This is a genomic window from Novosphingobium sp. PASSN1 (assembly GCF_002278815.1).
On record NZ_NKIS01000040.1, the window covers coordinates 1 to 1,032 of the forward strand.

At 57.8% G+C, this 1,032-nt stretch carries 1 protein-coding gene; it reads left to right on the plus strand.

The window, feature by feature from the left end:
• Nucleotide 1 precedes the first annotated feature (1 nt).
• Nucleotides 2–1,032 (plus strand): IS630 family transposase gene (locus tag CFE35_RS22495; RefSeq protein ID WP_292934104.1). Its coding sequence is split into 2 segments (ribosomal slippage), with 1,029 coding nucleotides annotated over them: nt 2–475 and nt 478–1,032; the frame shifts between segments, so codons are not numbered across the junction. This gene is flagged as partial in the annotation.

The following is a 1,032-nucleotide window of genomic DNA, read 5'->3' on the forward strand; positions in this document are numbered from 1 at the left end:
CTTGCGGGATGATTTTGACGGCGCTTCGTTGAGGCGACTGGCACGGACGTCGAAGAGCGCGAACCAAGCGCGGCGGCTTTTGGCATTGGCTGAGATTTATGACGGCGGCCGCCGGACATCGGCGGCGAGGATCGGCGGTGTTGGCTTGCAGATTGTACGTGACTGGGTGCTTCGCTTTAATGCCCGTGGTCCTGATGGGCTGCTAGATGGCAAAGCGCCTGGAAGACAGTCGCTGCTCAATGATGCCCAGCGCCGTGCGCTTGTCGAAATGGTCGAGTGCGGTCCGATCCCTTCGATCCATGGCGTTGTTCGCTGGCGGCTGATTGATCTGGCCCGGTGGCTTTATGACGAATTTGCTGTCTCGCTTGATGCAACGACCGTGGGGCGGGAGCTAAAGAGACTAGGCTATGTCAAGCTGACAGCGCGGCCTCGCCACTACGCCCAGAACGAACTTGCGATGGAGGCCTTTAAAAAGGGGGCTTTGCCGCCGAGCTGGCAAAGGTCAGAAGATCTCTCCCGAAGGGCACGCCGATAGAGATCTGGTTCCAGGACGAAGCGCGGATCGGACAGAAGAACAAGATCACGCGGCGCTGGGCCAGACGCGGGACACGGCCCTGGGCACCCAAAGATCAGCGAACTAAATCGGTCTATATCTTCGGCGCAATCTGCCCGGAGCACGGCAAGGGCGCGGGGTTGGTACTGCCCTTGTGTAACACAGAAACCATGACGCTCCATCTGACAGAAATAGCGCTCGCCGTCGCTCCTGGCGCTCACGCTGTTATACTGATGGATCAAGCCGGTTGGCATATGACAGGCAAGCTGGACGTCCCTGACAATATCAGCATCATCGCACTTCCAGCAAAATGTCCTGAACTCAACCCGGTAGAGAATATCTGGCAGTTCATGCGCGACAACTGGCTATCCAACCGGGTGTTCACTTCCCACGACAATATCGTCGACCTCTGCTGCGAGGCGTGGAACAAACTCATAGATCAGCCTTGGCGCATTATGACCATCGGGCACCGCAAATGG